This window comes from Embleya sp. NPDC127516 (assembly GCF_044765325.1).
Classification (GTDB): domain Bacteria; phylum Actinomycetota; class Actinomycetes; order Streptomycetales; family Streptomycetaceae; genus Embleya.
On sequence record NZ_JBIWJT010000010.1, the window covers coordinates 207,816 to 234,264 of the forward strand.

General features: G+C 68.6%; 21 protein-coding genes. 16 read left to right on the plus strand and 5 right to left on the minus strand.

Annotation, left to right across the window (positions count from 1 at the left end):
• Positions 1-119: 119 nt before the first annotated feature.
• The 3 genes from ACIRL2_RS21115 to ACIRL2_RS21125 all read right to left on the minus strand — a co-directional run bounded on the left by ACIRL2_RS21115 (position 120) and on the right by ACIRL2_RS21125 (position 2,371).
• Positions 120-941, minus strand: a complete 822-nt coding sequence (locus tag ACIRL2_RS21115; RefSeq protein WP_395870448.1) for a hypothetical protein — start codon at positions 939-941, stop codon at positions 120-122.
• A gap of 4 nt (positions 942-945) precedes the next feature.
• A complete protein-coding gene (locus tag ACIRL2_RS21120) occupies positions 946-1,269 on the minus strand; it encodes a hypothetical protein (RefSeq protein ID WP_395870449.1) in 324 nt (107 codons plus the stop codon).
• A gap of 292 nt (positions 1,270-1,561) precedes the next feature.
• Positions 1,562-2,371, minus strand: a complete 810-nt coding sequence (locus tag ACIRL2_RS21125) for a hypothetical protein (RefSeq protein WP_395870451.1) — start codon at positions 2,369-2,371, stop codon at positions 1,562-1,564.
• Positions 2,372-2,572: 201 nt separating this feature from the next.
• Between ACIRL2_RS21125 and typA the strand changes: the two genes are divergently transcribed.
• From typA to ACIRL2_RS21180, 11 genes are all read left to right on the plus strand, one after another.
• On the plus strand, positions 2,573-4,438 hold the full coding sequence (typA, locus tag ACIRL2_RS21130) for a translational GTPase TypA (RefSeq protein ID WP_395870453.1): 1,866 nt from the start codon (positions 2,573-2,575) through the stop codon (positions 4,436-4,438).
• A 324-nt stretch (positions 4,439-4,762) separates the two neighbouring features.
• Entirely contained in the window at positions 4,763-5,806 is a 1,044-nt protein-coding gene (locus tag ACIRL2_RS21135) for an ABC transporter permease (RefSeq protein WP_395870455.1), read from the plus strand.
• A gap of 134 nt (positions 5,807-5,940) precedes the next feature.
• Positions 5,941-7,704: an ABC transporter substrate-binding protein gene (locus ACIRL2_RS21140; protein ID WP_395870457.1), complete on the plus strand. Its 1,764-nt coding sequence runs from the start codon at positions 5,941-5,943 to the stop codon at positions 7,702-7,704.
• A 130-nt stretch (positions 7,705-7,834) separates the two neighbouring features.
• On the plus strand, positions 7,835-8,821 hold the full coding sequence (locus tag ACIRL2_RS21145; protein WP_395870459.1) for an ABC transporter permease: 987 nt from the start codon (positions 7,835-7,837) through the stop codon (positions 8,819-8,821).
• A gap of 13 nt (positions 8,822-8,834) precedes the next feature.
• Positions 8,835-10,052: an ABC transporter ATP-binding protein gene (locus tag ACIRL2_RS21150; RefSeq protein WP_395870461.1), complete on the plus strand. Its 1,218-nt coding sequence runs from the start codon at positions 8,835-8,837 to the stop codon at positions 10,050-10,052.
• A gap of 44 nt (positions 10,053-10,096) precedes the next feature.
• Entirely contained in the window at positions 10,097-11,230 is a 1,134-nt protein-coding gene (locus ACIRL2_RS21155) for an ABC transporter ATP-binding protein (RefSeq protein WP_395870463.1), read from the plus strand.
• A gap of 493 nt (positions 11,231-11,723) precedes the next feature.
• A complete protein-coding gene (locus tag ACIRL2_RS21160) occupies positions 11,724-13,367 on the plus strand; it encodes an ABC transporter substrate-binding protein (protein ID WP_402233966.1) in 1,644 nt (547 codons plus the stop codon).
• 157 nt (positions 13,368-13,524) lie between these two features.
• Entirely contained in the window at positions 13,525-14,454 is a 930-nt protein-coding gene (locus tag ACIRL2_RS21165; protein WP_402233967.1) for an ABC transporter permease, read from the plus strand.
• Positions 14,447-15,457 (plus strand): ABC transporter permease, encoded by a 1,011-nt coding sequence (locus ACIRL2_RS21170; protein ID WP_402233969.1) that lies wholly within the window; start codon positions 14,447-14,449, stop codon positions 15,455-15,457. The genes ACIRL2_RS21165 and ACIRL2_RS21170 overlap by 8 nt, the downstream gene beginning before the upstream one ends.
• A 16-nt stretch (positions 15,458-15,473) precedes the next feature.
• Positions 15,474-16,517, plus strand: a complete 1,044-nt coding sequence (locus ACIRL2_RS21175) for an ABC transporter ATP-binding protein (RefSeq protein ID WP_395870471.1) — start codon at positions 15,474-15,476, stop codon at positions 16,515-16,517.
• Positions 16,510-17,592, plus strand: coding sequence for an ABC transporter ATP-binding protein (locus ACIRL2_RS21180; protein WP_395870473.1), 1,083 nt, complete (start codon positions 16,510-16,512; stop codon positions 17,590-17,592). The genes ACIRL2_RS21175 and ACIRL2_RS21180 overlap by 8 nt, the downstream gene beginning before the upstream one ends.
• Positions 17,593-17,668: 76 nt before the next feature.
• Here ACIRL2_RS21180 and ACIRL2_RS21185 read toward each other — a convergent pair whose 3' ends face one another.
• Positions 17,669-19,810, minus strand: a complete 2,142-nt coding sequence (locus tag ACIRL2_RS21185) for a prolyl oligopeptidase family serine peptidase (protein ID WP_402233972.1) — start codon at positions 19,808-19,810, stop codon at positions 17,669-17,671.
• 207 nt (positions 19,811-20,017) lie between these two features.
• Here ACIRL2_RS21185 and ACIRL2_RS21190 point away from each other — a divergent pair, with 207 nt between their 5' ends.
• The 5 genes from ACIRL2_RS21190 to ACIRL2_RS21210 all read left to right on the plus strand — a co-directional run bounded on the left by ACIRL2_RS21190 (position 20,018) and on the right by ACIRL2_RS21210 (position 25,499).
• Complete coding sequence (locus ACIRL2_RS21190; protein WP_395870477.1) at positions 20,018-20,218, plus strand: DUF2304 domain-containing protein; 201 nt, start codon at positions 20,018-20,020, stop codon at positions 20,216-20,218.
• 129 nt (positions 20,219-20,347) lie between these two features.
• Positions 20,348-20,968 carry a class I SAM-dependent methyltransferase gene (locus ACIRL2_RS21195; RefSeq protein ID WP_402233974.1) on the plus strand — a complete coding sequence of 207 codons (621 nt, stop codon included), beginning with the start codon at positions 20,348-20,350 and terminating at the stop codon, positions 20,966-20,968.
• A 59-nt stretch (positions 20,969-21,027) separates the two neighbouring features.
• Positions 21,028-21,927 (plus strand): N-acetyl-1-D-myo-inositol-2-amino-2-deoxy-alpha-D-glucopyranoside deacetylase, encoded by a 900-nt coding sequence (gene mshB, locus ACIRL2_RS21200; RefSeq protein ID WP_395870481.1) that lies wholly within the window; start codon positions 21,028-21,030, stop codon positions 21,925-21,927.
• A gap of 10 nt (positions 21,928-21,937) precedes the next feature.
• A complete protein-coding gene (locus tag ACIRL2_RS21205; protein WP_395870483.1) occupies positions 21,938-22,330 on the plus strand; it encodes a DUF6113 family protein in 393 nt (130 codons plus the stop codon).
• Between the two features lie 355 nt (positions 22,331-22,685).
• Positions 22,686-25,499 carry a VanW family protein gene (locus tag ACIRL2_RS21210; protein ID WP_402233976.1) on the plus strand — a complete coding sequence of 938 codons (2,814 nt, stop codon included), beginning with the start codon at positions 22,686-22,688 and terminating at the stop codon, positions 25,497-25,499.
• Positions 25,500-25,715: 216 nt separating this feature from the next.
• Here the strand turns inward: ACIRL2_RS21210 and ACIRL2_RS21215 are convergent, their stop codons facing one another.
• A complete protein-coding gene (locus ACIRL2_RS21215) occupies positions 25,716-26,435 on the minus strand; it encodes a hypothetical protein (protein ID WP_395870487.1) in 720 nt (239 codons plus the stop codon).
• Between the last annotated feature and the right edge of the window lie 14 nt (positions 26,436-26,449).

Genomic DNA, 26,449 nt, shown 5'->3' on the forward strand with positions numbered 1-26,449 from the left:
GTGATGCTCGGGCTTGGGAGCGTTTACACGGGGGTGAGTCGCCGCTCCAGGCGGGCGAACTCGGAACAGGCGCGCTCGAACCGGCGAAGCTTGCGCGAGCGCGCTCGGAGCAGACGCGCTCAGAAGAAGCGGGGGTCGTCGAAGGCGCCGCTCGCGACCAGGTACACGTACAGATCGGCCAGTGCGACGCTGAACAGCGAGGCCCAGGCGAGTTCCATGTGCCGGCCGTTGAGCCTGCTGACGAAACCCCACAAGCGGTAGCGCACCGGGTGCTTGGAGAAGTGCTTGAGCTTGCCGCCGACGATGTGCCGGCACGAGTGGCAGGAAAGCGTGTACGCCCAGATCAGCAACACGTTGGCGAGCAGCACCAGCGTGCCGAGCCCCATGTGCCCCCAGGCGCCGTGCTCGTCGCGGAACGCGATCAGCACGTCCCAGGACAGGATCACCGCCACGATCGTGGCGAACCAGAAGAAGTAGCGGTGGATGTTCTGCACGATCAGCGGGAACCGGGTCTCACCCGAGTACGAGCCGCGCGGCTCGGGGACCGCGCACGCCGACGGCGACGCCCAGAAGCCCCGGTAGTAGGCCTTGCGGTAGTAGTAGCAGGTCAGTCGGAAGCCGAGCGGGAAGATCAGGATCAGCAGCGCGGGGGACAGGCCCCACCAGTCGCCGAACAGTGGCGCGTTCGCGCTCATCGGCATGCTGTCGCACTTGGACGCCAGACACGGCGAGTAGAACGGCGACACGTACGGCTCGGCGAAGTAGTCGTCGTTCGCGAACGCGCGCCAGGTCGAATAGACGATGAACGCGGACAGGATGGACACCGTCACCGCGGGCGAGAGCCACCAGCGGTCCGTGCGCAGATGCCGGGCTTGGATCTGTGCCCGGCCGGGCGCGTTGGTGCCGGTACCGCCGGCGGGTCCCGTCGTCCCTGTAGCCAAGACGTCACCTTCCTGTGCGGCGGGGCGGTCGCATGCCACCCACGCCTTCGTCGTCCGCGTCCGCGAAGAGGACCGGGTCGTAAGGCAGGTCGGACATCACTTCGGTCGGCGTCGGGACGGGAACGACCGCCGGTTCGCTCTCGGCGACCGTCTCGGCCAGGAAGCCGAGACTGCTCCGCGCCCGGTCCACGTCGTCGCCGAGCCTGCGGACGCCGTACGTGTCGCCGAGCGTGCGGCGCAGAGCGCGCACCGCGCGTGCCAGATCGTCGAGCCTGCGCCTGGCCAGAGCCAGGTCCTCTTGCGCCCGATTCGTCAAGATCGCGCTCACCTCCTGCTTTTCCGGCGCCACGTCGTCGGGGGCCGGGGGATGGGGATGGTGTTGCGGACTTGCCATTGATTCCCGAGGTGGGATCGTCGGCAGTCTGGCGCGAACGATCAATCGATGGAAAGTGTTTCGAGGATCTGATGGGTCACAGATCGGGAAAACATGATCAACGACGAAAAGATCACCGGAATTCGATCTTCGAGGAACAAGATCGAATTCCGGTGATCAGGACGAACGGGGTTCGAGGATCTCCGCGACGGGCGGGAAAGTCGAGGTTTAACGATCTTCGCGAGGCTTAACGGTCCTCGATGCGCATCGTGGCCGCCGGGCTGGATTCCACCCGGGTACGGGTCGCGCCGATTCGCGGCCGGCCGGGAAGAATGCGCTCCGCTTCGGCGAGCGCCTCGCGCGCGGCGACGATGTCGCCCTCGGCGCACACGCACAGCGCGAAAGTGCACAACGCGTCGGCGTGCCCGGCGCGCGACGAACGCTTTTCGGTGGCCACCAGGCGTTTGGCGGCGCGTACCGCCTTGGGCGCGTTTCCGTGCAACACCATCAGCAGCGGTTCGTCGTCCTCGGATTCGAGCCGGATGGTCGCACCGGAGGGATGCAGGTAGGAATCACCGGGTTTGCGCAGTGCCTCCTCGGCGGCGGCCAGGTTGTCCGCGAGCGGCACCGTGCCCATGATCAGCGCCTGCACCATCACCTCGCCGAACAGCGCGCGGGCGGTGTCCCAGGCCGGGTGGCTCGGTCCGATCCGGTCCAGGTAGGCCCGGGCGACCGCCGCCGCGGCGGCGTCGTCGGCGTGCGCCTCGAGCGCCTGGACCCGTGCGAAAGTGCGATAGGGCTCACTTTCGGGCCCCTCGGGAATCAGATCGGCCAATTGTTCGACCATTGCGACATCCCCGTCGCGATACGCCTCGGTGGCCCGTTCGTACAGCAGCCGGGCCCGCCCCGCCGGGGTGCCCTGATCGGACGATGGGGGTGTCTCACCGGCCCCCATATCGGATGGAACGGGCCCAAAGGTCCCGTCCTGCCGGTCGGCGGCCCGTCGGGACCACCGCTTGCGGATGCGCTCGTTGAAGGACTCGCCAGACTCGCTCACACCTACGGATTCTGCCCTGTGGGGCCTTCGAACGGCGGTCGGCGGGCGCCGGGACCGAGCGCGGGACGCTCCTCCCCGTACGATTGACCTTGGCGCCGAGGAGGCAGGCCGGTTCGCGCGACGCTTATCGCGCGGCTGAGGAGGCTCGCGGTCGCCGGCCCGTCCGTAGCATCCCCGACTGAAGCCGAGAGACACGCAGCCGTGCCCACGCGCCATGACATCCGCAACGTCGCCATCGTCGCCCACGTCGACCACGGCAAGACCACCCTCGTCGACGCCATGCTGAAGCAGGCGGGCACGTTCAGTGCCCACCACCAGATGGACGATCGGGTGATGGACTCCAACGACTTGGAGCGCGAGAAGGGCATCACCATTCTCGCGAAGAACACCGCCGTCGCCTATCACCCCAAGGACGGTGGCCCCACGGTCACCATCAACATCATCGACACGCCCGGCCACGCCGACTTCGGCGGAGAGGTGGAGCGCGGACTGTCGATGGTGGACGGTGTCGTGCTGCTCGTCGACGCTTCGGAAGGCCCGCTTCCGCAGACCCGCTTCGTGCTCCGCAAGGCGCTCGCGGCGAAGATGCCGGTCATCCTGTGCATCAACAAGGTCGACCGTCCCGACTCGCGCATCTCCGAGGTCGTCGACGAGACCTACGAGCTGTTCATGGACCTGGACGCGACCGAGGAGCAGATCGAGTTCCCCATCGTCTACGCGTGCGCGCGGGACGGTGTGGCCACCCTGGTGCGTCCCACCGACGGCACCGTGCCCACCGACAGCGACAGCCTGGAGCCGTTCTTCCAGGCCATCCTGGACTCCATCCCGGCCCCCGAGTACGACGAGGGCGCGCCGCTCCAGGCGCACGTGACCAACCTGGACGCGTCCAACTTCCTCGGCCGGATCGCGCTGTGCCGCGTGCACCAAGGCACGATCCGCAAGGGTCAGCAGGCCGCGTGGTGCCGGCACGACGGCACCATCGAGCGGGTCAAGATCACCGAGCTGCTGATGACCGACCAGCTCGAGCGCAAGCCCGCCGAGGAGGCCGGTCCCGGTGACATCATCGCGATCGCCGGTATCCCGGAGATCATGATCGGCGACACCATCGCCGACCCCGAGGACCCGCGTCCGCTGCCGCTGATCACGGTGGACGAGCCCGCGATCTCGATGACCATCGGTACCAACACCTCGCCGCTGGTCGGCAAGGGCGGCAAGGGCCACAAGGTCACCGCGCGCCTGGTCAAGGACCGCCTGGAGCGCGAGCTGGTCGGCAACGTGTCGCTGCGCGTACTGCCCACCGAGCGTCCCGACACGTGGGAGGTCCAGGGCCGCGGCGAGCTTGCCCTGGCGATCCTGGTGGAGACCATGCGCCGGGAGGGCTTCGAGCTCACCGTCGGCAAGCCGCAGGTGGTCACCCGCGAGGTCAACGGCAAGATCCACGAGCCGGTGGAGCGGCTGACCATCGACTCGCCGGAGGAGTATCTCGGCGCGATCACCCAGCTCCTGGCGTCCCGCAAGGGCCGCATGGAGACCATGACCAACCACGGCACCGGCTGGATCCGGATGGAGTTCGTGGTGCCCGCGCGTGGCCTGATCGGCTTCCGCACCGAGTTCCTCACGGACACCCGGGGCACCGGCATCGCGCACAGCGTGCACGAGGGCTACGAGCCGTGGTTCGGCGAGATCCGGACCCGCAACAACGGCTCCCTGGTCGCCGACCGCGCGGGTGTCGCGACGCCGTTCGCGATGATGAACCTGCAGGAGCGCGGCCAGATGTTCGTCGAGCCGACCACCGAGGTGTACGAGGGCATGATCGTCGGCGAGAACTCGCGCGCCGACGACATGGACGTCAACATCACCAAGGAGAAGAAGCTCACGAACATGCGCTCGTCGACCTCCGACGAGACCGAGAAGCTGATCCCGCCGCGCAAGCTGTCGCTGGAGCAGGCGCTCGAGTTCTGCCGCGAGGACGAGTGCATCGAGGTGACCCCGGAGACCGTGCGCATCCGCAAGGTCGTTCTCGATCAGAAGGAGCGCGGCCGCTCGGCCTCGCGTGCCAAGCGCTGATCATTTGACGGTCGCCGTCGGCGACCCGAAACGAGCCGGTGACCTGCGGTCGAATCCGCAGGTCACCGGCTTTTCGCATGCTGAGACCAAGTCGATATCTTTGCCCGGTTATATTCGTTATGTTGGCTATGTGCGCGAAATATTCGATCAATAATCGATCAACTTCGAACTTTCAAAGAAACGTAAATGTTAATTACTTTTCGTTTCAAGGTTTACTCTGACTGCCTCTTGACGTCCGGGTAATTGGGTTGCGAGAGTCCGTGCGGCCACCAAACCAAACGGCACTCGGTCGAACCCGACCTCACCTCGGGGGTATTTGCGGCAATGACCATGCAACCCCAGCTGGTCCCGGAAGCGGGCGGACCCCCGGCTTCAGGGGAACCCGGCGCGATGCTCGACAAAACGGGCGTCGGCGCCGTACCGAAAGAGATCGTGGGGCGTTCGCCGAGCCAACTGGCATGGCGGCGCTTTCGCAAGGATCGTATCGGTATGGTCTCGACGGCCATAGTGGTTTTCTTTTTCGTGATCGCTTTTGCCGCGCCCTTGATCTCGAAGCTGTACGGCAAGAACCCTTACACGCGTTACGGCCAGACCGAGCCCGGGCTGCTCAACTCCCGCGGGTTCCCGATCGCGCCCAACGGTGGCATGTCCGGGGAGTACTGGTTCGGCATCGAGCCGACGCTGGGCCGGGACGTGCTGACCCAACTCGTCTACGGCATCCGGACGTCCCTGCTGCTCGCGGTCATCGTGGTGCTGATCGTCACGATCATGGGCACCATCCTGGGGATCACGGCCGGCTACCTCGGTGGTCGGACCGACTACGTCATCAGTCGGGTCATCGACACCCTCCTGGCGATGCCGTCGCAGCTGTTCTTCATCGCCTTCACGCCGATCGCCCTCGCGCTGTTCGTGAGCGACCGCGAGACCACGCCGACCTGGCTGCGGGCCACGGCGCTGATCATCGTGTTGTCGCTCTTCGGCTGGTGCCGGATCGCCCGCATCCTGCGCGGGCAGGTGCTGTCGATGCGCGAGCGCGAGTTCATCGAAGCCGCCAAGATCAGCGGCGCGAGCTCCAGGCGGATCATCTTCCGCGAGCTGCTGCCCAACCTGTGGACCCCGATCCTGATCGTCGCGACGATCGAGGTGCCGACCTACGTCACCACCGAGGCGGCACTCTCCTTCCTCGGCGTCGGCATGACGGAGCCGACCCCCGACTGGGGCCGGATGATCCACAAGGGCTTCGAGAACATGCAGAGCGACGTCACGTACATGGCCTTCCCGGCCGCCGCGATGGTGATCTTCGTACTCGCCTTCAACCTCTTCGGCGACTCGGTCCGCGACGCGCTGGACCCCAAGGCCAACCGATGAGGGGGCGTGGTCACGTCCCTGGTCGACGCGCATAAACCGCGTTCCGTCACGGCCTTCGCGTCTGCTTCTGGCACTTCCTTGCATGCCGTAAGGCACCAGCCGGGTCAACCCGGATTTCTTGATGAGGGGATTACATGACAACGACCGGGAAGCACCGGTTCGCCGCGTTGCTCGCAGTGGGGGCCCTCGCGGTCTCGGCGTCCGCGTGCAGCAGCGGCGGCGGGGACGAGAAGGAAGAGCAGGGCAAGCCGCAGGCCAAGACCGCGGCCGTCTCGGTGGGCACGGCCGCCGATTCGAAGGGGCCCGCCCCCGAGATCCCCGGTGCCAAGAAGGGCGGCGTGGCCGGCGTCCTCAACCGCAGCGGCTTCGCGCACCTGGACCCCCAGCGCGCGTACGTCAGCAACCTGATGACCATCTCCGAACTGGTCTCGCGGCGCCTGACCTTCTACAAGAAGGAGGGCGACAAGACCACGCTCGTCGGCGACCTGGCCACGGACCCGGGCACCACCACCGACGGTGGCAAGACCTGGAAGTTCACCCTGAAGGACAACCTCAAGTACGAGGACGGCACGCCGATCGTCGCGGCGGACGTCAAGTACGGGGTGGAACGCTCCTTCCACAAGGCCTACAACCAGGGCCCCAAGTGGGTGCAGCAGTGGCTCACGGGCACCGAGAACTACTTCGAGGTGTACGAAGGCCCGTTCAACGGTAAGGAGTTGGGTCCGGACAAGATCGAGGTGCCGGACGCGAAGACGATCATCTTCAAGCTGACCGAGGCGCACCCCGACTTCCCGTTCGCGGTCGCCATGGGTACCTCCTCGCCGATGCCGAAGGCGAAGGAGACCAAGGACGACAACGACCGCAAGCCGTTCGCGAGCGGTCCGTACAAGATCACCACGCACGAGCCGGACAAGGCCCTGATCCTGGACAAGAACACGAACTGGGACCCGGCGACCGACGCGATCCGGCACCAGTACGTGGACCAGTTCAAGTTCGAACTCGGGGTCGCGGCCCCGCAGCAGTTCCAGCGGCTGACCGCCGCGGCCGGCAGTGACGCCGCCGCGTTCACCCTCAACGAGCGCCCCGACGCCAACTTCGCGCAGCAGATCGCGACCGACCCGGCGCTCAAGAACCGGGTCACCGACGCCGTGGGCCCGTACACGAACCGCTGGGACATCAACAACAAGCGGATCACCGACGTCAACGTGCGCAAGGCGATGTTGACCGCGTTCCCGCGCAACTCGGCCCGACTGGCCGAAGGCGGCCCGACCGCGGGCGACTTCGCGAACTCGCTCGCCTCGGTGACCCAACTCGGCTTCGCGCCGTACAAGAGCCTGTTCGACGGTCTGCCGCCGGACGGTGACCAGGCCAAGGCCAAGCAGATGCTGGAAGCGGCGGGCAAGGTCGGCCAGAAGGTCGTCTTCTGCTTCACCACGTCCAAGACCCAGCAGGAGCGCGCGCTGCCCATCATCGACTCGCTGAACAAGGCGGGCTTCCAGATGGAGCGCAAGGAGATCTCCGACAAGGAGTACTACGACGTCATCGGCAAGCTGGACACCCCCTGCGACCTGTACTGGGCCGGCTGGGGCGCGGACTGGCCGACCGGCGCCACCGTCTACACCCCGGTCTTCGACGGTCGCAAGGTCGTCGACGACGGCGAGAACTACTCGCAGTACAACAACCCGAGCGTGAACACGGAGATCGACCGGATCCTCAAGATCACGGACGTGAACCAGCAGGCGGTCGAGTGGATGAAGCTGGACCAGAAGATCATGGAAGACGTGCCGACGATCCCGTACCTGTACCAGCGGCACCGTCTCGTCTACGGCCCGCAGATCGGTGGTGCCGGGCTGAACATCCACGGTGCGATCGACCTGCACAACGTCTTCGTCAAGTAGTAGCCGTCAGCCCCTCTTCCGGTTGATCCGACGGTGAAGCGTTCGGTCCGGGACCCCGAGACGGGGGTCCCGGACCGACGCGGCGGGACGGATCCACCCCCTGGGCACATCGCGGAGGAAGCCCGGCCTCATGCTTCGATTCCTGGTCCGTCGGCTGATCGGCGTAGTGGCGATCCTGCTCGTCGTCAGCGGCATCACCTTCTATCTCTTCTTCGCGGCCTCCGGCGCCGACGACGTCGTACGACTTTCGTGCGGTCGCAACTGCACCCCGGAGATGCGCGAAGTGGTCCGGCAGAACCTCGGCCTGGACAAACCCCTCATCGAACAGTTCTGGATCTTCATCTCGGGGATCTTCACGGGCCGGACCATCGGCGACAAGGCCTGCGACGCGCCTTGTCTGGGCTACTCGTTCGCCAACAACGAGAACGTCTTCGACAAGTTGTCCGACCGTTTCCCGGTGACCCTGTCGCTCGCGATCGGCGCGATCCTGCTGTGCACCACGATCGGCATCGGGATGGGCGTGCTGGCCGCGCTCAAGCGCGGCAAGACCACGGACAAGGTGACCACCGGCGTCGCACTGCTCAGTGGCTCCGCCCCGATCTACGTTCTGGGCCCGCTGTTCATCTACGTCTTCGTGCAGCAACTCGGATGGCTCGACCGACCGACGGACCCCCCATCGTTCTTCGGTGATCCCGGAGGATGGGCATCCGCTCTGCTGCTGCCGTGGATCTGTCTGATGACGATCCATATGGCGATGTACTGCCGCCTCACCAGATCCACCATGGTCGACGTGTTGTCCGAGGACTACGTCCGAACACTCAAGGCCAAGGGCCTGTCCGGACGCAGCGTCTACTTCAAACACGCCTTCCGCGGCGCGCTCAGCCCGATCGTCACCGTCCTGGGCGTGGACATCGGCGTCCTGATGAGCGGCACGATCATCACCGAGTCCACCTTCAGCCTGCACGGCATCGGCATGCTCGCGGTGACCTCGGTGGTCGACTCGGACCTGCCGATGATGATGGGCGTGGTGATGGTCGCGGCCACCTTCACGATGCTCGCCAACCTCGCGGTGGACATGGCCTACGCGGCCATCGACCCCCGGGTACGGCTGTCATGACGGGCGGCCCGCGATGAGACTCCGCCGCGGCGCGGCCACCAGCCCCGCCGAATCCGAAGCGTCAAAGCCCACCACGCCCGCGGCATCCACGGATGTCACGGTCTCCGACGAACAGGCCCGGGAGCAGGACATGGCCGCCGGCACCGATACCACCGACGGCACCCCGAGCCTGGTCAAGCAGCGCGATTCGAGTTCCTCTGGCGACCGGCCCGACGCGTTCCTGTCGGTCCGGGACCTGCAGGTGCACTTCAGCACCGAGGACGGTGTGGTCAAGGCCGTCGACGGGTTGTCCTTCGACGTCGAGAAGGGCCGCACGCTCGGCATCGTCGGCGAGTCCGGATCGGGCAAGTCGGTCTCCTCGCTGACCATCCTGGGACTGCACAACCGGGAACGGACGAAGATCCACGGCGAGATCCGGTTCGACGGCCACGAGTTGGTCCGGATGCCCGAGCGCAAACTGCGCGACCTGCGCGGGCGCCGGATCTCGATGATCTTCCAGGACCCGCTGACCGCGCTGTCGCCGTTCTACACGGTCGGCGAGCAGATCGCCGAGTCCTACCGCCGGCACACCGGTGCCAATCGGCACGACGCGCACGCGCGGGCCATCGAGATGCTGGACCGGGTCGGCATCCCCAACCCCAAGACCCGGGTGAACGACTACCCGCACCACTTCTCCGGCGGCATGCGCCAGCGCGCGATGATCGCGATGTCCCTGGTCTGCGACCCCGACCTGTTGATCGCCGACGAGCCGACGACCGCGCTCGACGTGACGGTCCAGGCGCAGATCCTCGATCTGCTGCGGGACCTGCAGGACGAGTTCGGCACCGCGATCCTGTTCATCACGCACGACCTGGGCGTGATCGCGTCGATGGCGCACGACGTGCTCGTGATGTACGCGGGCCGCAGCGTCGAGAAGGGCACCGTGCGCGAGGTGCTCAAGAACCCCCGCCACCCGTACACGTGGGGCCTGTTGTCGTCGATGCCCAACCTCTCGGGCGACGTCGACATCCCGCTGCGGCCGGTCCGCGGTACTCCGCCGAGCCTGTTGTCCCCGCCCTCGGGATGCCCCTTCCACCCGCGCTGCGACTACGTCGACGTGGTCGGCGGCGACCGGTGCTCGACCGAGCGCCCGCCGCTCGCCCTGGTGGACGGTCGCGGCGCCGCGTGCCACCTGAGCGCCGAGGACAAGCAACGGATCTTCATCGACGACGTCCGCCCGCTGCTCGGCTGACCGCCCAAGCCCGGCCGACGACGGTAGAAAGCAGGAGAACGACGATGACCGAGACGATCAGCGAGTCCCCGGCGCCGACCCCGGACCCCGCGCCCGCGTCGCCCGGCGAGGCGCTGCTCGACGTGCGGGGCCTGGTCAAGTACTTCCCCGTCAAGGGGGGCGGTCTGGTCCGCCGCAAGACACTGCACGTGCGCGCGGTCGACGGGATCGACCTGTCGGTCGCGGCGGGGGAGAGCGTGGGCCTGGTCGGCGAGTCCGGCTGCGGCAAGTCCACGACCGGTCGGCTGATCAGCCGGCTGCTCGAACCCACCGGCGGCACGATCCGCTACGACGGCAAGGACATCACGCACGCCACCCGGCGGCAGATCGCGCCGATCCGCACCGAGATCCAGATGATCTTCCAGGACCCGTACTCGTCGCTGAACCCGCGACAGACGGTGGGCGCGATCATCGCGTCGCCGATGGAGGTCAACGGGATCGATCCCGAAGGTGGCCGAAAGAAGCGGGTCCAGGAGCTGCTGGAGCGGGTGGGCCTGAACCCCGAGCACTACAACCGCTTCCCGCACGAGTTCTCCGGCGGGCAGCGTCAGCGCATCGGCATCGCCCGCGCGCTCGCGCTGCAACCGCGGCTGATCGTGGCCGACGAGCCGGTCTCCGCGCTCGACGTGTCGATCCAGGCGCAGGTGATCAACCTGCTCCAGGGCCTGCAACGGGACCTGGGCATCGCGTTCGTGTTCATCGCGCACGACCTCGCGGTGGTGCGGCACTTCTCCCAGCGGGTGGCGGTGATGTACCTCGGCAAGATCGTGGAGATCGCCGACCGCACCTCGCTGTACGCGAACCCGCACCACCCGTACACGCACACCCTGCTGGCCGCGGTGCCCGAGGCGGACCCGGACAAGGGCTCGAACCGGACACGGGTACACGCCTTCGGCGACATGCCCTCGCCGATCAACCCGCCGTCGGGTTGCCGGTTCCGGACCCGCTGCCCCAAGGCGCAGGACGTGTGCGCGAGCGAGGAACCGCCACTGATCGGGATCGAGAGCCTGCTCCAGGGCCACCGCGTCGCGTGCCACTTCCCCGGACCGTTGGAGGCGACCGCGAAGGCGGAGGAGGAGATGCCCGAGGAGCGGATCGAGGCGGCCTTGGAAGCGGGCATCGTCTCCGACCCGGAGTAACGACCCGCCCCTCTATCGCACTCCGGAACGGGATGCCACCGATTTGGTGGCATCCCGTTTTTCGTGCTTTCCTGCAGGTCAGCTACGCGCGTTGAACCGGATCCGATGCGCCGGCGGAGGCCGTCTCGGCCGGGCGAGTATCGTCACGCTCGGTAGCGTTTCTCGCTTTGTGAGACGAGGTAGGGGCCGTGCTATGGGTGTTCGTTCATCGGACTGTATGCTCCGGGCAGCGGTACATGGTGTCCGTTTGATACGGCTTCATTACTGGTCTCATATGTCTGGGTTTCGAGATTGATCACAGATTTACGTGATCAAACTGAAACCTGTAGGGGATTGGTCGCAGCCAATCGGTGACGGATAGTAGATCCGCTTGTGCTCGGAACCTGGTCACGCGCTCGGGGGCGCCGACTCTACGAGCAGCTGTGACGGAAGCTTCCCGCTTGGGAGCCCCGTTGCACTTCACTTCGGTAGTGATTCCATGAGGAGGCAACCCATGCGCGGAACAACGCGCGTGAAGTGGGTCGTGGGTATGGCCGTTCTCGGCCTGGCCGCGACTGCGTGTGGCAGCAGCGATGACGACAAGGGCAGCAAGGGCGGCAGCGGGCTCCCCGCCGGCTACTACTCCGCCAGCAGCACCGAGCCGCAGAACCTGATTCAGCCGGCGAACTCGAACGAGACCGGTGGGTTCTACCCGCTGCAGCTCATGTTCCGCGGTCTGTACACCTACGACTCGAAGACCGGCCAGCCCGTGCCGGCCATGGCGCAGTCGGTGGACAGCCCGGACTCGACGAACTACACCGTGAAGCTCAAGCCCGGGTGGACCTTCCACAACGGCGAGCCGGTCACGGCGAAGTCCTTCGTCGACGCTTGGAACTGGGGTGCCAACTCCGAGAACAAGCAGATCAACTCGACCTGGTTCGAGCTGATCGAGGGTTACGACGCGGTGCACCCCAAGGAGGGCGCGCCGGCCACGAAGGAGATGTCCGGTCTCAAGGTCGTGGACGACAACACGTTCACGATCAAGCTGACCCAGGCCGTTTCGTCCTTCAAGTCGCGCCTCGGCTACGTGGTCTACTCGCCGCTGCCGCAGGAGTTCTTCAAGGACCCGAAGAAGTACGGCGAGGCGCCGATCGGCAACGGTCCGTTCCAGATCGACGCCGCGAACGGCGGCTGGAACCACAAGAAGTCGATCACCGTGAAGAAGTACGACAAGTACGCCGGTGACGACAAGGCGAAGTCCAACGGTGTGCGTCTGGAGATGTACACCACGTACGACGCCGCCTACACGGCGCTGCGCGACAACAAGCTCGACGTGATCGACCAGATCCCGACGGCGGCGGTCGGCAGCTTCAAGAAGGACCTGGGCGAGCGCGCGATCGAGGCCCCGCAGTACTCGATCCAGAAGATCGGCTTCCCGCTGTACGACGCCGGCTGGGGCGCGCCGGGCAAGGAGAAGGTCCGTCAGGGCCTGTCCATGGCGATCGACCGGGCGAGCATCGTCAAGGCGATCTACAAGGGCGCCGAGCAGCCGGCGACCGACTGGCTGGCCCCGAACATCCCGGGTTACAGCAAGGACATCACCGGCGATTTGACCAAGTACGACCCGGCCAAGGCCCGTGAGCTGGTCCAGGCCGGCGGCGGCATCCCCGGTGGCACGCTCAAGATCGCCACGAACGCGGACGGCCCGCACAAGGAATGGGTCACCGCGGTCTGCAACAGCATCAACGAGGCGCTGAAGCAGCCGACCGCCTGCGAGCCGAAGCTGTACCCCGAGTTCAGCGTGGCGCGCAAGGACATCACCGAGAAGAAGATGACCGGCGCGTACCGCACCGGTTGGCGTGGGGACTACCCGTTCCCGGACAACTTCCTCGCCGACATCTACAAGACCGATGCCGCTTCCAACGACTCGGGCTACTCCAACCCGGTGTTCGACGACCTGGCCAAGCGCGCGATGTCCGCGACCGACCAGAACGAGGGCGTCAAGCTCTGGCAGCAGGCCGAGCAGCAGATGGCGAAGGACGTTCCGTCCATCCCGCTGTGGTACTACGTGACCAAGGGCGGCTCCTCGACCAAGGTCTCCAACGTCCAGTTCGACCCGTACGGCAACCCGGTCTTCACCGAGGTCACCGTCAAGTAGTGATCCGGACATGAACCGGCGCTGACATCGGTCCGGCCGCACCCCCGGGTGCGGCCGGACCTTGCCGGTGGCGGCCGGACCGGCGACGTGCGATCCGCGGCGCCGGTTGCTGGTCCGATCCCTCGCTTCGGGCCGACGACGACAGCAGGAGGCTGGCATGGGGCGATATGTCGTACGGCGACTGCTCCAGATGATCCCGGTGTTCATCGGGACCACGTTCTTGATTTATTTCATGGTGTACCAGCTCGGTGGCGACCCCATCGCAGCCATGTTCGGCGACAGGGGTGCCGACCCCGTCTTCGTGCGCCAGATGCGGGAAGAGTTCCACCTGAACGACCCGCTGATCGTGCAGTACTGGTACTACATCACCGACCTGCTCCAGGGTGATTTCGGGACGAGCTTCAACGGCCGTCCCGTCGCCGACGAGCTCAAGCGAGCCTTCCCGGTGTCGATCCGGCTCGCGATGATCGCGTTCGCGATCGAGGTCGTCGTCGGTGTCGGCCTGGGCCTGCTGTCCGGCCTGCGCCGCGGCAAGTTCGTCGACACGCTCGTTCTCGCCGGCACGCTGGTGGTCATCTCGATCCCGGTCTTCGTGCTCGGTACCGTCGCCCAGTTCTGGCTGGGTTCGGAGTGGGGCATTTTCGAGGCCACCGCCACCGTGGGCGACGCGACCTGGAGTCAGCTCCTGTTGCCGGGCATCGTGCTCGGCTCACTTTCCTTGGCCTTCGTCGCCCGACTCACCCGGACCAGCGTCGCGGAGAACATGCGCGCCGACTACGTCCGGACCGCGACCGCCAAGGGTCTTCCGCGTCGGCGGGTGGTCACCCGCCACCTCCTGCGCAACTCGCTCATTCCCGTGGTGACGTTCCTCGGTGCGGATCTCGGTGCCCTGATGGCCGGCGCGATCGTGACCGAGGGCATCTTCAACGTCGACGGTGTCGGCCGCCTGATCTATCTCGCGGTCACCAAGCACGAGAGCGCGACAGTGGTCGGCGCGGTGGCGGCGCTGGTGATGATCTACCTGGTCATGAACCTGATCGTCGACCTGCTGTACGCCGTCCTGGACCCGAGGATCCGGTATGCCTGACATGAACAAGCAGCAGCGCGAACAACTGGGGACCAGCAGCGACGAGCAGCCCCAGTCCGCCATCGAGCTGCCCGGAATGCTGCTCGCGGACGAAGAGGGCACGACCCTGGAGAAGCGCGGCGCCTACGCGGCGCCCGACGTGCAGGGACCGCAGGACAAGCCGCGCGGGGCCTGGGCCGAGGCGTGGCGCGAGCTGCGCAACAGCCCGAGCTTCTACGTGTCGGGCGTGCTGCTGCTCTTCCTGGTGTTCATGGCCTGCTTCCCGGGTGTGTTCACGAACATCGACCCGCGGCACTGCCCGATCCTGGACACCAACAAGGACCCGTCCGGCGACCACTGGTTCGGCACCAACGTCCAGGGCTGCGACGTGTACGCGCGTACCGTCTACGGCGCCCGCGCCTCGATCATCGTCGGCGTGGCCACGACCGCGCTGATCGTGGTCATCGGCGGTCTCATCGGTGCGCTGTCCGGCTACTTCGGTGGCTGGCTGGACACCATCCTGGCCCGCATGACGGACATCTTCTTCGGCATTCCGCTGCTGCTGGCCGCGCTCGTGTTCATGAGTTCGGTCAAGGACCGCACCGTGTGGACCGTGGTGGCCGCGCTCGGCATCTTCGGTTGGATGCAGATCGCGCGCATCATGCGCGGTTCGGTGATCACCGTGAAGAAGTCCGACTACGTGGTCGCCGCCAGGGCGCTCGGCGCCGGCACCCCGCGGATCCTGGGCCGGCACGTGCTGCCGAACGCGATCGCCCCGGTGATCGTGGTCGCGACCATCTCGCTCGGCACCTTCATCGCCACCGAGGCGACGCTGTCCTTCCTGGGCATCGGGCTGCCGCCCACCGAGATCTCGTGGGGCGCGGACATCAGCTCCGCGACCACCGCGCTGCGCGACTCGCCGTACCAGCTGATCTTCCCGTCGATCTTCCTCTCGGTCACGGTGTTCAGCTTCATCCTGCTCGGCGACGCGGTGCGCGACGCCCTCGACCCGAAGCTCCGCTGAGGGAGGGGACAGACAAGTGACGACGATCGACACGAAGAACAAGCCCGAGGGCTCGGGCTCGGCCGCCGCCGCGCCGCTGCTCGAAGTGGACAACCTCCACGTCGAGTTCCGCACCCGCGACGGCGTGGCCAAGGCGATCAACGGTGTCTCGTACGACGTCAGCGCCGGCGAGACGCTCGCGGTGCTCGGCGAGTCCGGCTCCGGCAAGTCGGTGACCGCGCAGACGATCATGGGCATCCTGGACATGCCGCCGGGGCACATCACCGGTGGTGAGATCCGCTTCCACGGCAAGGACATGCTCAAGATGTCCAAGGAGGAGCGCCGGAAGATCCGCGGCCAGAAGATCTCGATGATCTTCCAGGACGCGCTCTCCGCGCTCAACCCGGTGTACTCGGTCGGCTTCCAACTCGCCGAGATGTTCACCGTGCACCGCGGGATGTCCAAGAAGGACGCCAAGCTCAAGTCCATCGAGTTGATGGACCAGGTGCGCATCCCGGCCGCCAAGGACCGGGTGAACGACTACCCGCACCAGTTCTCCGGCGGTATGCGCCAGCGCATCATGATCGCGATGGCGCTCGCGCTGGACCCCGAGCTGATCATCGCGGACGAGCCGACCACGGCGCTGGACGTGACCGTGCAGGCGCAGGTGATGGACCTGCTCGCGGAACTCCAGCGCGAGCGCAACATGGGCCTGATCCTGATCACCCACGACCTCGGCGTGGTCGCCGACGTCGCGGACAAGATCGCGGTCATGTACGCGGGCCGGATCGTCGAGCAGGCGCCGGTGCGCGAGTTGTACCGGCAGCCGACCCACCCGTACACCAAGGGTCTGCTCGAGTCGATCCCGCGCCTGGACCACAAGGGCCGCGAGCTGTACGCGATCAAGGGCCTGCCGCCGAACCTGATGCGGATCCCGTCCGGCTGCGCGTTCAACCCGCGCTGCCCGTACGCGCAGGACGTGTGTCGCAGCGAGGTTCCGCCGCTGCACGAGATCTCGGTCGGGCGTGGCAGCGCTTGCCACTTCTGGGAGACCGTGATGGAGGGAGAAGTCCGTGGCTGAGTCCGCGAGCGGCGCGACCGCCGCCGATCTGCGCAAGCTCGTCAAGCCGGTGGCGCAGGGCGAGCCGATCCTTCAGGTGCGGGGGCTGGTCAAGCACTTCCCGATCACCCAGGGCATCCTCTTCCAGAAGAAGATCGGCGCCGTCAAGGCCGTCGACGGTGTCACCTTCGACCTGATGAAGGGCGAGACCCTCGGTCTGGTCGGCGAGTCGGGTTGTGGCAAGTCGACGGTGGCCCGACTCCTGATGAACCTGGAGACGATCACCGCCGGCAGCGTCCTGTACAAGGGCGACGACCTGGCGAAGCTGTCCGGTCGCGCGCTCAAGGCGGTGCGCCGCAACATCCAGATGGTCTTCCAGGACCCGTACACCTCGCTGAACCCGCGGATGACGGTCGCCGACATCGTCGGCGAGCCGTACGACATCCACCCGGAGGTCGCGCCCAGGGGCGACCGCAAGCGGCGGGTCCAGGAACTGCTGGACCTGGTGGGTCTGAACCCGGAGCACATCAACCGGTATCCGCACCAGTTCTCCGGCGGTCAGCGCCAGCGCATCGGGATCGCCCGCGGCCTCGCGCTCAACCCGGAGATCATCATCGCGGACGAGCCGGTCTCCGCGCTGGACGTGTCGGTGCAGGCGCAGGTGGTCAACCTACTGGAGAAGCTGCAGAACGAACTGGGTCTGTCCTACCTGTTCATCGCGCACGACCTCTCCGTGGTGCGGCACATCTCGGACCGCGTCGCGGTGATGTACCTCGGGCGAATCGCCGAGATCGGCACCGACGCGCAGATCTACGACCACCCGACGCACCCGTACACCCAGGCGCTGCTGTCCGCGGTGCCGGTGCCGGACCCGGACGGCCGTGAGCACCGCGAGCGGATCATCCTCACCGGTGACGTGCCCTCGCCGGCGAACCCGCCGTCGGGCTGCCGGTTCCGCACCCGCTGCTGGAAGGCGCAGGACATCTGCGCCGAGCAGGAGCCGTTGCTGGAGATCCGCAAGGGCCTCTCCGGTCTGGGCGCGCACGACAGCGCGTGTCACTTCGCCGAGGAGAAGGACATCGTCGGCGCGTCCTGAACCGCGCACCGACCCGACAGTGCCCGCCGTTCCGATCGGAACGGCGGGCACTGTCGTGTTTCCGGGCGGCTTCGGGTCAGCCGGCGCCGTCGGTCGCCGGCCGCGCCAGGGCGCGGTGCAGGAAGTCGACCTGGAGGAGCAGGAGGTTCTCGGCGACCTGCTCCTGCGGTGTCATGTGGGTGACTCCGGACAGCGGCAGCACCTCGTGCGGGTAGCCCGCCGCGAGGAGCGCGCCGCTCAGCCGCAGGGTGTGCGCCGCGACCACGTTGTCGTCGGCGAGGCCGTGCACCAGCATCAGCGGGCGGCGGGTCGCCGCCACTTCGCCCGGCTCGGTCCCCGAGACGAGCGAGTTCTCGCGGTACACCTCGGGCCGTTCGCTCGGCAGGCCGAGATAGCGCTCGGTGTAGTGCGTGTCGTACAGCGCCCAGTCGGTGACCGGCGCGCCGGCGACCGCCGCGTGGAAGACGTCCGGGCGGCGCAGGACGGCCAGCGCCGCCAGGTAGCCGCCGTAGGACCAGCCCCGGATGCCCACCCGCGTGGTGTCCAGCCAGGGCCGCTCGGCGGCGAGCGCTTGAAGCGCGTCCACCTGGTCCTGGAGGGTGATCGGGCCGAGGTCGAGGTGGACCGACTTCTCCCACTCGGGGGAGTGCCCGGGGGTGCCCCGGCCGTCCGCGACGAGCACCGCGAAGCCCTGGTCGGCGAACCACTGCGAGGTCAGGTGCGGGTTGCGGGCGGCGAGCACGCGCGGGCCGTGCGGGCCGCCGTACGGGTCCATCAGGACCGGTAGCCGCTCGCCTGAGGTGGGGTCGAACCCGGTCGGCAGGAGCAGCGCGCACGGGATCTCGCGGGCCCCGGCGCGGAGCAGCTCGACTCGTGCGGTGAGCACCGGGGTGGCCGCGTGCGAGGTGATCTCGGCGAGTTCGGCGCCGTCCCGGTGCACGGTGACCCGGGTGCCGAAGCGGTCGAGCGAGGCGGACAACAACACCGTGGTGTCGCCGGAGCGCACCGCGCTGTGCCAGCCGGGCTCGGTGCTCACCCGGGTGACCCCGTCGGAGGCGACGCGGTACACGTGCACCTCGCCGATCTCGGCGGCGCTCGCGTCGGTGCCGGCCGACGCGGTGATCAGCACGTCCTCGTCGGCGATGTCCAGGATCGTGCGGACGAACAGGCGCCGGTCGGTCGACTCCTTGTCCGCGACCACCAGGCGACGCGCGCCGTCGGCGTCGACCAGCCGGACCAGCCGGCCGTCCGGCGTCCACGCCGGTACGCCGGGGATCAGGTCGACCCACACGTCGTCGGTCTCGGTGTGCAGTTCGCGGGTGGTCCCCGTGGCGACGTCCACGGCGAGGGTGAGCAGGCGCTTCTGGTCGCGCGGCTGCACACTCAGCAGCGGGTCGCCGCCGGCCGACCAGTGCACGCTCGCGAGGTAGGGGTACGCGTCGTGATCCCAGCCCAGTTCGGTGCGGTTGCCGTCCAGACCGATCAGCCACGCGGTGACCTCGGCGTTGGCGGTGCCGGCCGCCGGATAGGCGACCCGGGTCGGCGCGGCGGCCGGGTTCGCGGGGTCGCCGATCCACCAGCGGTCCACCGGCGCGTCGTCGGCGCGTGCGGCGATCAGCGCGGAGCCGTCGGGGGCCCACCAATAGCCCCGGAACCTGGACATCTCCTCGGCGGCGATGAACTCGGCCAGACCCCACGTGACGCCGTCGCCGTCCGGTTCGGCCAGCGCGACGTCGAGCGAGCCGTCGGCGGTCACCACGCGCAGCGCGCCGCCGGCCACGTAGGCGATGTGCGTGCCGGTGGGGGAGGGCCGCGGATCGATCACCGGGCCCGGCACGGCAAGCTCGCGCGGGGCCTCGCCGGTGGCGAGGGAGACCGCGAACAGCCGGCCCGAAAGGGTGAAAGCGGCCAGGTCGCCCACGCTGTCGAGCGCGTAGCCGACGATGCCGGCCGCCCCCTCGCGACTGCGTTCGCGCCGGGCCCGCTCCTCGGCCGACAGGTGCTCGGCCGCGCCACCGAGCAGGACCGCGGGATCGGCCACCAGGCGCTCGACGCCGGTGAGCGGATCCAGCGTCCACAGGCACGTGGTGGAGTCGTCGGCGGCCTTGGACCGCAGGAATGTGATCCGGCGGTCGGCGATGCCGAAGCCGCGTGGAGCGCCTTGGGTGAAGCGCTGCGTGCGGGCGTATTGCCGGGGAAATGTGATCTCCGAGCTCATGCGCCACAGCGTACGGGGGCGGTGACGGCGGGAGGAGGGGAGACCGAGGGAGAGTGCGGACGGTTGTACGAACACCACCTCGCGCCCGCTGAACGAGTGAACGCGGTTCGTGACCGTTGCCTTACAGTCTGTGTGTAGACATGTCCCTTTGGGTGCGAAGGCCGGTTTCCCCGAGTCGGCCCCGGACCCCCTGCGCACAGGAGGTGCGTGACTGTGGTGGTGTCCGTCTCCGCCGTGCTGCTGCTCGGTGTCACCGTGGTCTTCCTCGTCCGGAAGTCCTCCCTCAGGCCCGTCCACGCGATCGTCTGCGCGTTGCTCGGCTTCTATTTGTCGAGCACGTCCATGGCCCCCTCCATCCGCGACGCGGGCATGAGCTTCGCGGGAGTGGTGAACGGGATCCACTTCTGACCGAGTCGCGGGATCGATCTTCGACGGGCCCGCTTCCTGATCGAGCCTCGTCGGCGTGGGCCCCGGGGCCGCTCCCGGGGTCGGCACGTTGCGATGACGGGTTCGGCGGGCTTTGTAGGCTCGTCTGCCATGACCAATCGATGGCTGGCCAATACCGGTGGCACCCGAGGGCCCGAGTACGCCGAGCGGTTTCGCAGGCTCGCCGCGGAAGGGCGGGACCTGCACGGTGAGGCGCGGTTCTGCGACGAGCTGCTGGACGAGCCCGCGCGCGTGCTGGACGCGGGCTGCGGGACGGGTCGCATCGCGATCGAGTTGGCCCGGCAGGGCCACGAGGTGGTCGGCGTCGACCTGGACGCCTCGATGCTGGCCGAGGCGGAGGCCGCCGCTCCCGGGCTGACCTGGGTGCTCGACGACCTCGCCGACCTGGAGCCGCGGGCGCTCGGCGGTCGCGGGAGCTTCGACCTGGTGGTGGCCGCGGGCAACGTGATGATCTTCCTGACCCCGGGCACCGAGGCCGAGGTCGTGCGCGCGCTGGCCACGATGTTGCGGCCGGGCGGCGTGCTGGTCGCCGGCTTCAGCCTCGCGGGCGGCCCCGACGGGGTCGGGGCGACGCTCGGCGTCGACGAGTACGAGGCCGCGTGCGCGGCGGCCGGGTTGGTCCGGCGCACCCGGTACGCCGGGTGGGCGCGCGAGCCGTGGATCGAGGGCGGCGACTATCTGGTCGCCGTGCACGCGATGCCGACCGGCTGACCCGTGACCGCGGGGGTCGCCCCCCGGGCACGTCGGTTCGGCTGCGTAGGCTGTCGAACATGACCGAACGCACCGAGGCCCCGCTGCGGCTGTTGCTCGTGCACGCCCATCCGGACGACGAAGTGATCAACAACGGCGCTTCCATGGCGCGCTACGCGGCGGAGGGCGTGCACGTCACGCTCGTCACCTGCACGCTCGGCGAGGAGGGCGAGATCCTGGTCCCCGAGCTGGCCCACCTGGCCGCCGACCGCGAGGACGCGCTCGGGCCGCATCGGATGACCGAGATCGCCGACTCGATGAAGGTGCTCGGCATCGCCGACCAGCGCTTCCTGGGCGGCCCGGGGCGCTACCGCGACTCCGGGATGATGGGCGTGCCGAGCAACGAGCGGCCCGACTGCTTCTGGCAGGCCGACGTCGACGAGGCCGCCGAGCACCTGGTGCCGGTGATCCGCGAGGTGCGCCCGCAGGTGCTCGCCACCTACGACGAGCGCGGCGGCTACGGCCACCCGGACCACATCCAGGCGCACCGGGTGGCCCTGCGCGCCGCCGAGTTGGCCGCCGACCCGACCCACGCCGAGGGCGAGGGCGAGTCCTGGACGATCGCCAAGATCTACTACAACGTGATGCCCCGGTCGGTTCTCAAGGCCGGCATCGAGCGCATGGTGGAGGCCGGCCAGGAGGTGCCCTTCACGGCCGTCGAGGTCGACGAACTGCCGTTCGCGGTGGACGACGACCAGGTCACCACGGCGGTGGACGCGGGCGAGTACGTGGGCGCCAAGTTCGACGCGCTGCGGGCCTACCCCACCCAGGTCTCGGTCGAGGACGGCTTCTTCGCGCTGTCCAACAACATCGGCCAGAGCATCATGTCGGTCGAGCACTACCGACTGGTCCGCGGCGACCTCGGGCCCACCGGCCCGGACGGCCGCGAGGACGACCTGTTCGCCGGACTGCGCCCGTAAGGTAGCCCTCGTGCCACAGAAAGCCGGCCGCGTCGCGGCATACGTCGTGCTGTTCCTGCTCGGCGTGGTGATCGCCTTCATCGGGGCGTTCACCCAGGCGGCCTACCCGCCCGCCGGGCTGATCGTCGCGCTCGCGGGCAGCGGCGCCCTGTTCGTCGCGGGCGGTTCGCTGTTCAAGGCGAAGGCCGGGGCGGTGGTGCCGGTGGCGGGCTGGATGTTGACCGTGTTGTGGCTGGCGAGCTGGACCAAGCCGGAAGGCGACTGGATCTTCGTCAGCGGGTTCCTGTCCTATATCTATCTGCTCGGTGGCACCATCTTTGGTGTCGCCTCGGCCACTTACCCCTGGGGCGGCATCAAACCCGTCCTTCTTTCGGGTGAATCGGTCAAGACGCATACGAGGTGAGGCCCTTGCGCGGCCATGCTTGCCGACGGCGCGTGTCATGCGGCACGCGACGGTGCGGGGTACCGGTGTGGCGGGAGCGCAGTATTGTGTTTGCCGAGGTGCGGTGCGTGTCATGCCCTGTCCACAGGGCCGTCGCGACCGACTCCTCTAGCCCGTCGTACCGGGCAACCTCGGTGGCCGAGTTCGTCCACTCGCCTTCGAAGGGGAGCAGGAAAACCCTCGAAGGCGGTGTCACGACCCGCACGCGGCGTGTGTCAACGCACCGTCGTCGCACTTTCCTGGATACCGTCCGACCCCGGGCGGGGGCGGCCGTGCGCCGCCACGCAACCTTCAGCTGTCGGAGAGCTCGTTCTTCGTGAGTAACGACCAGCCCCCCACGCCCGACGACCCGGGCGCGCAGCCGCGCCGCGACGACCTCGGCGGTGATCCGCATCCGTTCTTCGGACGGGTCGGCCGGCAGTCGCAGGCAGCGCCCGCTGCCCGTGAGCGATCCGTCGCGCCCGCGTCGCCCCACCCATCCCCCGATCCGTTCGGGGACGACGACGAGTTCGCGTCGTGGTTCGACGACGAACCGCCCCGGCCCGCGCCCGTCGCGGGGCCGCCCGGTGGCTCGTCTTGGCCCAGCGCGGACGACGATGTGCCACCCGTCGCGGAGCCGCCTCGGCACGCGGCCCCGCAGTTGGGACCCAACGGGCTGCCCCAGCGCGTTCCCGGCGCCTCGGGAGCCAGGAGCCTGACAGCCGACGGGACGGGTGCGCCCGGTCCCGTGCCGTTCTCGGACGGGCCGCCGCCGTTCGTACCGGCGCAGCCCGGACAGCCGCCGGCCCAACCCCGACCGCCGGGGCAACCGGGATCCGGCATGCCGGCCGCCCACGCGGGCGAGCCCGGCCCGGGCACGCCCGGTGCCAGCCTGGACGACGCCGGCTACGGCCCGCCGCCCGGGACCGAACCGGTCGTCCAGCCGAACCAGCCGGCCGCGGCGGCCGAGAGCGGTGCGCTGCCCCCGCGGGTGGGCCGCCGCCGACTGATCGCCGGCTTCGGCACGCCCGAGGCCGCGCCGGTCCCGGTCGCGCCGACCGAGGAGGCGGACGCCGAGTCGGGCGACCAGACCATGACCACCCGGGTCAGCATCAAGATCCCCGGGTCGCGGCCGATCCCGCCGGTGGTGCTGCGCGGCCAGGCTCCGCTGCCCTCACAGGAGGCGCCGCGGTGGACCCGGGACGGCGAGGGCGAGGGACCGTACGAGTACCAGACCCGGCAGGAACAGGACGCCGCCGACCACGGGTTCCCGCAGTACGGCAGCACCGACGCGCACGCGACGGAGACCGGCGCGGGACACCCCGCCGACGCCGGGGAGAACCGTGAGGAAGCCCGGCCGGCGCCGGCGCGACCCGCGCGGCGCAAGCCGAAGGCGCTGATCGCGTGCGCGGCCGGTCTCGCCGTCCTCGGCGGGGTGTACGGCGCGTCGCTGGCCTACGCCGGCGGCGGGGTGCCGCGCGGCACCTCCGTGCTCGGCGTCAACATCGGCGGCCAGTCCCGGGACGAGGCGGTGCGTACGCTCGAACAAAAGCTCGGCGACCGCACCACCAAGCCGATAAAGCTCACCCTGGCCGGCAAGCAGCTGGAGCTCGCCCCGGCGGTGGCCGGACTGCTCCTGGACGCCCGCGCGACGGTCAGCGAGGCGTCGAAGGGCGGGATGAACCCGCTCACCTCGGTGCCCGCGATGTTCGGCAAGACCCGGGAGACGGCGCCGCGTACGGTGGTGGACCCGGTCAAGCTGGGCGCCGAACTGGAAGCGCTCGCCGCCGAGGCCGGTGGCGCGCAGACGGACGGCGGGATCTCGTTCGCGGGCGGCCAGGCCGCGGCGGTGGCCCCGAGCAAGGGCAAGGTGCTGGACACCCCCGCCGCGATCAAGCTGGTCGAGGCGGCCTTCCTGCACGGCAACGGTCCGGTCGAACTGCCCACCAAGGCCGCGGACCCGAAGGTCAACCAGGCCGAAGTCGACCGTGCGATGCGCGAGTTCGCGGTGCCCGCGATGTCCGGACCGGTCACCCTGACGGCCGGCAACAAGAGCCAGAAGCTGACCCCCATCGTGCTCGCCAAGTACCTCACGATGGTCCCGGACGGCAGCGGCAGGCTACAGCCCAAGATCGACGTGAACGGGTTGCAGGACGAACTGGGGCAGACCTTCTCCTCGGTCGGCGAGAAGCCGAAGAACGCCACGTTCAAGGTCGAGGGCAAGTTGGCGGCCGGGGCCAAGGTGTCCGTGGTGCCGTCGGTGGCGGGCAAGGGCGTCTCCGGCGCGACCGCGGCCGACGCGCTGCTGTCGGTGCTGGCCAAGACCGGCGCGGCGCGGACCGCGAAGGTCAACCTCGGTCCGGTCGAGCCCGAGCTGACCACCGAGGCCGCCAACAAGCTCGGCATCACCGAGGTGATGTCGACCTACACGACGAACTACCCGTACGCCGCGTATCGGTTGACCAACATCCACCGGGCCGCCGACCTGATCACCGGCTCGGTGATCAAGCCCGGCGAAACCTGGAGCCTGAACAAGACGGTCGGCGAGCGCACCGCGGAGAACGGCTTCGCCAAGGGCACGATCATCAACAACGGGCGCTTCCAGACCGACTTCGGCGGCGGCGTCTCGCAGGTGGCCACGACGACCTTCAACGCGGTGTTCTTCGCCGGGCTCAAGGACGTCATGCACCGCCCGCACAGCTTCTGGATCGATCGCTACCCGGCCGGCCGCGAGGCCACCGTGGCCTGGCCCTCGCTCGACCTGAAGTTCCAGAACGACTCCGGCAAGAACGTCTATCTGGAGTCCACATACACCGACTCCACGGTGACCGTGACGCTGCTCGGGACGCGCAAGTACGACGACATCAAGGCCGAACCCGGCAACAAGTACGACGTGGTCAAGCCCAAGTCGGTGGTCGACAAGTCGGCCGGCTGCGTGGAGCAGGCAGCGTCCGACGGGTTCAAGATCGACGTGACCCGGGTGTTCTTCCAGGGCGGCAAGGAGACGGCGCGGGAGAAGTTCCACACCAAGTACGACCCGGCGGACAAGATCACCTGTGATCGCACCGGCGGCGGTGAGGGCGAGGGGCAGGGCCGCACCGCGGACGCGCCGCCGGCGGGCGGATTGCCGGTGCGCGCCTCCGACGACTGACGTACCGACGGACCGACCGACCGGCGGATCATCGCCGGCACCGGGGACCGGACACGCGCGGCACACGCCGGACGGGCTCGACGAGCTCGTCCGGCGTCGTGTCCTCCGGGGCGGTCTCGTCGCCGGGTGGGGTCGCTCCCGAGGTGGATCAGACCCCGCGCGGGCTCGGTCCCCGGCCTTGGACCCGGGCCTTGGGGGCCTTGGTCCCGGGCCCGTTCAGTCCCTGGGGCGACCCACGTCTCGGGACAGGTCCAGGGCCAGGAAGCGGTCCACGTGTGCCAGTGCCTCGAACCGGGCGCCCGGCGCGAACCCCTGGTCGCGGGACAGCTCGATCAGGAGCCGTAGCGCGGTGCGGGTGTCCAGGTCGTCGTCGAGCGCGGCGTGGATCGACCCGATCGCCTCGGCCGGCATCGCCTGGGACGGGGACTCGGCGAACTCCGCCGTCCGGGCCCGCAACTCGGCGAGTGTGCGCTCGGCCTCGACCACGCCGTGATAGCCCTTCGCGTCCGCCCGCAGGGGCTGGTCCGCGGCCAGCGTGAGCAGGAGCAGGCGCAGCGCGAGCGGGTCCCCGGGGTGCGGGACGGGGTGCCGATTCGCCGCCTCGACCACCGCCGACGGATGCAGCACGTGCACCCGGGCCCGCGGGCCCTGATCGCCGTTCTCCCCGATGTACAGGTCGATCGCGCCGTCCGGTTGCCCGGTGGTGGGCACCGGCATGTTGTACCGCCCGTAGCCGGCCGCGTCCGCGATTCGGGCGCGGTACGGCAGTTGATGGATCGTCACGGTCAGCCGGTGTCGGCCCGCGACCCGACGGAAGGTGTCGGCGAGGATCGCCGCGCGCAGCGAGCGGCTCGGATACGCCACGCGCACCCGTCGGCCGATCGAGGTGGTCACGGTCTCGGACTTGCCGGTCTGGGAATCGGTCAGTCGCACCATGCCGCCCACCGTAG

Bases quoted from the DNA above. Each gene is read 5' to 3' on its own strand.
- ACIRL2_RS21135 (WP_395870455.1), top strand. From the start codon at position 4,763: ATGACCATGCAACCCCAGCTGGTCCCGGAAGCGGGCGGACCCCCGGCT.
- ACIRL2_RS21140 (WP_395870457.1), top strand. From the start codon at position 5,941: ATGACAACGACCGGGAAGCACCGGTTCGCCGCGTTGCTCGCAGTGGGG.
- ACIRL2_RS21145 (WP_395870459.1), top strand. From the start codon at position 7,835: ATGCTTCGATTCCTGGTCCGTCGGCTGATCGGCGTAGTGGCGATCCTG.
- ACIRL2_RS21150 (WP_395870461.1), top strand. From the start codon at position 8,835: ATGAGACTCCGCCGCGGCGCGGCCACCAGCCCCGCCGAATCCGAAGCG.
- ACIRL2_RS21155 (WP_395870463.1), top strand. From the start codon at position 10,097: ATGACCGAGACGATCAGCGAGTCCCCGGCGCCGACCCCGGACCCCGCG.
- ACIRL2_RS21160 (WP_402233966.1), top strand. From the start codon at position 11,724: ATGCGCGGAACAACGCGCGTGAAGTGGGTCGTGGGTATGGCCGTTCTC.
- ACIRL2_RS21165 (WP_402233967.1), top strand. From the start codon at position 13,525: ATGGGGCGATATGTCGTACGGCGACTGCTCCAGATGATCCCGGTGTTC.
- ACIRL2_RS21170 (WP_402233969.1), top strand. From the start codon at position 14,447: ATGCCTGACATGAACAAGCAGCAGCGCGAACAACTGGGGACCAGCAGC.
- ACIRL2_RS21185 (WP_402233972.1), bottom strand. From the start codon at position 19,810: ATGAGCTCGGAGATCACATTTCCCCGGCAATACGCCCGCACGCAGCGC.
- ACIRL2_RS21195 (WP_402233974.1), top strand. From the start codon at position 20,348: ATGACCAATCGATGGCTGGCCAATACCGGTGGCACCCGAGGGCCCGAG.
- mshB (WP_395870481.1), top strand. From the start codon at position 21,028: ATGACCGAACGCACCGAGGCCCCGCTGCGGCTGTTGCTCGTGCACGCC.
- ACIRL2_RS21215 (WP_395870487.1), bottom strand. From the start codon at position 26,435: ATGGTGCGACTGACCGATTCCCAGACCGGCAAGTCCGAGACCGTGACC.